The sequence below is a fragment of the Phenylobacterium sp. genome (assembly GCF_036963605.1).
GTDB lineage: Bacteria > Pseudomonadota > Alphaproteobacteria > Caulobacterales > Caulobacteraceae > Phenylobacterium.
Window position 1 is genome coordinate 1 of record NZ_JBALUY010000130.1, and the last position, 4729, is coordinate 4729.

Sequence of the window (4729 nt, forward strand, 5' to 3'; positions counted from 1 at the left end):
GCCGGCTTCGCATTGATCAGGTCATGGGGCATGACCGTGTCGATATCGACCGAGCTCATGCGCTCCTTGATGGCGCGTTCCATGCGCAGCAGGCCGACGCGGTACTGGTTTTCCAGCAGTTCGCCCACCGAACGGACCCGGCGGTTGCCAAGGTTGTCGATGTCGTCGATCTCGCCGCGGCCGTCCCGCAGGCCGACCAGGGTCTTGAGCACGGCCAGGACGTCGGCCTTGCGCAGCACGCGGACGTCGTCAGGGCAGTCGAGCTCCAGGCGCATGTTCATCTTCACGCGGCCGACCGAGGACAGGTCGTAGCGTTCGGAGTCGAAGAACAGGCTGTTGTACATGGCCTCGGCGGCTTCCACCGTCGGCGGCTCGCCCGGACGCATGACCCGATAGATGTCGAACAGGGCGTCTTCGCGGGTGGTGTTCTTGTCGATGCGCAGGGTGTTGCGCATGTAGGCGCCGACATTGACCTCGTCGATGTCGAGGACGTCGAACTTGGTGAAGCCCTGCTCTTCCAGCGAGGCGAGCAGCGCCACGTCCAGCTCGTCGCCGGCCTCGGCGTAGATTTCGCCGGTTTCGTGATTGACCAGGTCGCTGGCCAGGTAACGGCCGGTGAGCGCCTCGGGCGCCAGCAGCAGCACCTTGAGGCCCGCGTCAGCGAACTTCTTGGCGTTGCGGGCCGAAATCTTCTGGCCGGCCGGGGCCACTTCCTCGCCGGTCTCGCCGTCGATCAGCGGGAATTCCGGCTTCACGCCACGCCAGCGCTCGGGCTTGTACTGGGTGGCCCAGCCGCCTTCGCGCTTCTCGAAGGTCACGGTCTCATAGAAGGTGGAGAGGATCTCCTCCCCGTCCATGCCCAGCGCCATGAGGAAGGTCGAGGCCGGCAGCTTGCGGCGGCGGTCGATACGGACATAGACGATGTCCTTGGCGTCGAACTCGAAGTCGAGCCAGGAGCCGCGATAGGGGATGACGCGGGCCGCGAACAGCAGCTTGCCCGAGGAGTGGGTCTTGCCCTTGTCGTGGTCGAAGAAGACGCCCGGCGAGCGGTGCATCTGCGAGACGATGACGCGCTGGGTCCCGTTGACGATGAAGGTGCCCTTCTCCGTCATGAGCGGGATGTCGCCCATATAGACGTCCTGCTCCTTGATGTCCTTCACCGAGCGGGCGCCGGTCTCTTCATCGGTTTCGAACACGATGAGACGCAGCTTCACCTTCAGCGGCGCGGCATAGGTCATGTCGCGCTGGACGCATTCCTCGACGTCGTACTTCGGGTCCTCGAACTCGTAGGAGACGTATTCGAGCACGGCGCGCTCGTTGAAATCCTTGATCGGGAAGACGGACTTGAAGACCGCCTCGACCCCTTCGTCCCGGCGATCGGCCGGGCGCACTTCACGCTGCAGGAACTGTTCGTAGGACGAGCGCTGAACCTCGATCAGGTTCGGCATCTGCACAGCTTCGGGGATGCGGCCGAAAGACTTCCGGATCCGCTTCTTGCCGGTGAAGGATTGCGCCATGTTATTCCCTTGAGTGCGCGCGGGCGTCAGGCCAGCGCGCCGTAAGTGTCATCCTGCGTCCACCCTCAAAACCCCCGAGGCCGGGGGCCGGACGCTGGAAATGTCCCCTTTACGTCGGGGACGCTCCCTCGCATGGTCGGAGGGCGACGGACCATGCCTCGGAGACTGAACGTGCGAAGACTCGCGTCTTAGCTGCATCGGAATTTCGCGAAGCTCGCCAGATAAGGCTTTTGCAACCCGTTGGGAAGCCCCCTTCCACAGAAAAGTTAAGAGGGCTGTGGAACTCGCGGCCGCGATAGCGCGGGGCGATTGCGGCTTCCGGAGCCTGGGCGTCGGACCGGGGCGGCCCGTCGCCTCGCTCATACCACCGCGGGCAGCCGATCCAGGTGCTTGTCAAGCGTCAGCGGGTACTCGCGCACGCGCACGCCCGTGGCGTTGTAGACCGCGTTGGCCACAGCCGCCGCCGGACCACAGATGCCCAGCTCCCCAACCCCCTTGGCCTTCATCGGCGAGATGATGGGATCGAGGGTCTCGAGGAAGACGCAGTCCTGATGCGGAATATCGGCGTGCACCGGGACCTCGTAACCCGCCAGATCGTGATTGACGAAGAAGCCATAGCGCTTGTCGACCGCAAGCTCTTCCATCAGGGCTGCGCCGGCCGCCATCACCATGGCGCCGATCACCTGACTGCGCGCCGACAGGGGGTTCAGGATGCGGCCGGCGTCACAGACGGCGAGCATGCGGCGGATGCGGGTCTCACCGGTGTATACGTCGACGCCGACCTCACAGAAGTGACCGGCATAGGTGCCCACATCGTAGGCGTCCTTGAAGTCGCCAAAGGTCATCTCGCCGTCGGCGGACATAGCGCCGGCCTCGGTCAGGTCCAGCGTCCGTTCGCCGGCCTGAATGCGCCCGTCCATGAAGGTCGCGGCGTCGCCGTCGAAGCCGAGCTTCTGTCCGATCGCCCGGCGCAGGTTGACGCAGGCGGCGTAGACGCCCGCCGTGGAGCTGGCCGCCCCCCACTGCCCGCCTGAGCCCGCCGCCGCCGGATGGCGGGAGTCACCCAGCACGACAGTCACGCGCTCGAGCGGCACGCCGACGGTCTCGGCCGCCGTCTGGGCGATGATGGTGTAGCTCCCGGTGCCGATGTCAGTCATGTCCGTCTCGACGACGACGCGGCCGTCAGCCTCCACCCGCACCCGGGCGGCCGAAGTCCTGGCGGGGCCGCCGCGGTAGCCGGCCGCAACCCCCATGCCCACCAGCCAACGGCCGTCGCGCACCTGCCCGGGTTGAGCATTGCGTCGCGACCAGCCGAAGCGCTCGGCTCCCTCGCGCAGGCAGCGCACCAGGTGACGCTCGGAGAACCGCAGGTCCGGGGCGCCCGGCACGGTCTGCGGCTCGTTGCGGATGCGCAACTCAATCGGATCGAGGCCAAGGGCCTCGGCGAGTTCGTCGACCGCCACTTCAAGGGCCATGTGCCCAGCCGCCTCCCCCGGCGCCCGCATGGCATTGCCTTCCGGCAGATCGAGAGTGGCGATGTAGTTGGCGGTCAGGCGATTGGCGCCGGCATAGAGCTTCGGGGTCTGCAGCGTGCCGTCCTCCCCGTTCTCGCCATTGAGATTGCCCGACCAGTTTTCATGCGCGATGGCCGTGATCTGCCCATCGCGTTCGGCGCCGAGGCGGATGCGCTGGATGGTGGCGTGCCGGTGGGTGGTGTTGTTGGCGATCAGGGGGCGCTGCAGGGCGACCTTGACCGGCCGGCCCGCCGCCTTTGCGCCCAGGGCCGCCAGCACGGCGTCGGCGCGGATGAACAGCTTCCCGCCGAACCCGCCGCCGATATAGGGCGAATCGATCCGGACCTTCTCTTGGTCCATGCCCAGGATCTTGCCCATGCTTTCCTTGGCCCAGGCCACCATCTGGTTCGAGGTCCAAAGGGTCAGCTCGTCGCCATCCCATGCGGCGATGGTGGCGTGCGGCTCCATCATGGCGTGGCTTTCGTCCGGGGTCGTATAGCGGGCGTCGACCTTGACGGGGGCGGCGGCGAAGGCGGCTTCAAAGTCCCCAAGGGTCTTCCGGTCGGGCTCGCCCTCATCACCTTCGGCCAGCGGGGCGTCAGGGGCGACGCTCGCCAGATCGAAGGCCCCGTCGGCCCACGCATACTGCGCGCGGATGAGCCCCGCGGCGTAGCGAGCCTGCTCGAAGGTCTCGGCCACCACGCAGGCGATCGCCTGGTGATAGTGGGAGATCTCCGAGCCGCCGAACAGCGGCGCATTGTTCGACCGTCCCTTGCCCACCGGCTCGGTCTCCGGCGCCGCGACAATGGCGAGGACGCCCGGCGCCTCGCGCGCCTCGGCGGTGTCCATCGACGTGATCCGGCCCTTGGCGATCGCCGCGCCAAGGATGTAGCCATAGGCTTGGTTCGGCGCGACGTCGTGACGCTCATAGGCGTAGGGGGCGGTCCCTGTCACCTTGAGCGGCCCGTCGATGCGGGGCGTCGACTTGCCGATGATCTTGGCGGTGTCGAACAGGTTCTGGCCTGCGGGTGCGTTGAACTCCATGGCCTCAGCTCCCCTGACCGGTCTGGACGTCGGCCATCACGCCGGCCAGCGTGCGCTCCACGAGCGTGACCTTGAATCGGTTGTCTTCCGTCGGGGTGGCGCCGGCGAGCAGCTCCGCCGCCGCCGCACGAGCGCCCTGAGACAGCGCCTCGTCAGCCGCCTCCACCCGCCAGGGCTTGGGCGCGATTCCGCCAACCGCGAAGTGGCCCGTCCCGTCCGGCTGGACGACGGCGGCCACCGAGATGAGGGCGAAGGCGTAGGAGGCCCGGTCACGGACCTTGCGATAGACCTGCGCCCCACCGATCGGCGGCGGCAGCGTCACACCGGTGATCAGTTCGCCAGCCTCGAGACTGGTCTCGATGTGGGGGGTATCTCCCCACAGTCGGTGGAAGTCTGCGATCGGGATGGACCGGGCTTGACCGTTTGGCGTGATGGTCTCCACCACCGCATCGAGCACGCGCAGAGCCTGGGCCATGTCGCCGGGATAGGTGGCGATACAGGCCTGGCTCACGCCAATGACGCCGAGCTGGCGGGAATAGCCCTCCAGCGCCGAGCAACCGGAGCCCGGCTGGCGCTTATTGCAGGGCATGTTGGTGTCATAGAAGTAGGGGCAGCGGGTGCGCTGAAGCAGGTTGCCGGCCGTGGTCGCCTTGT

General features: G+C 67.0%; 2 protein-coding genes and 1 pseudogene. All 3 read right to left on the minus strand.

From position 1 onward, the window contains the following. A pseudogene (locus V7702_RS16550) lies at nucleotides 1-1517 on the minus strand (DNA-directed RNA polymerase subunit beta); the annotation flags it as partial. 359 nt (nucleotides 1518-1876) lie between these two features. Beyond that, nucleotides 1877-4075, minus strand: a complete 2199-nt coding sequence (gene paoC, locus V7702_RS16555; RefSeq protein ID WP_335651177.1) for an aldehyde oxidoreductase molybdenum-binding subunit PaoC — start codon at nucleotides 4073-4075, stop codon at nucleotides 1877-1879. Nucleotides 4076-4079: 4 nt separating this feature from the next. Continuing rightward, nucleotides 4080-4729: FAD binding domain-containing protein (locus tag V7702_RS16560; protein ID WP_335651178.1), on the minus strand; the 650-nt coding region annotated here is incomplete at its 5' end.

Excerpts from the sequence above, each read along its gene's own strand:
- paoC (WP_335651177.1), bottom strand. The coding sequence starts at position 4,075 with ATGGAGTTCAACGCACCCGCAGGCCAGAACCTGTTCGACACCGCCAAG.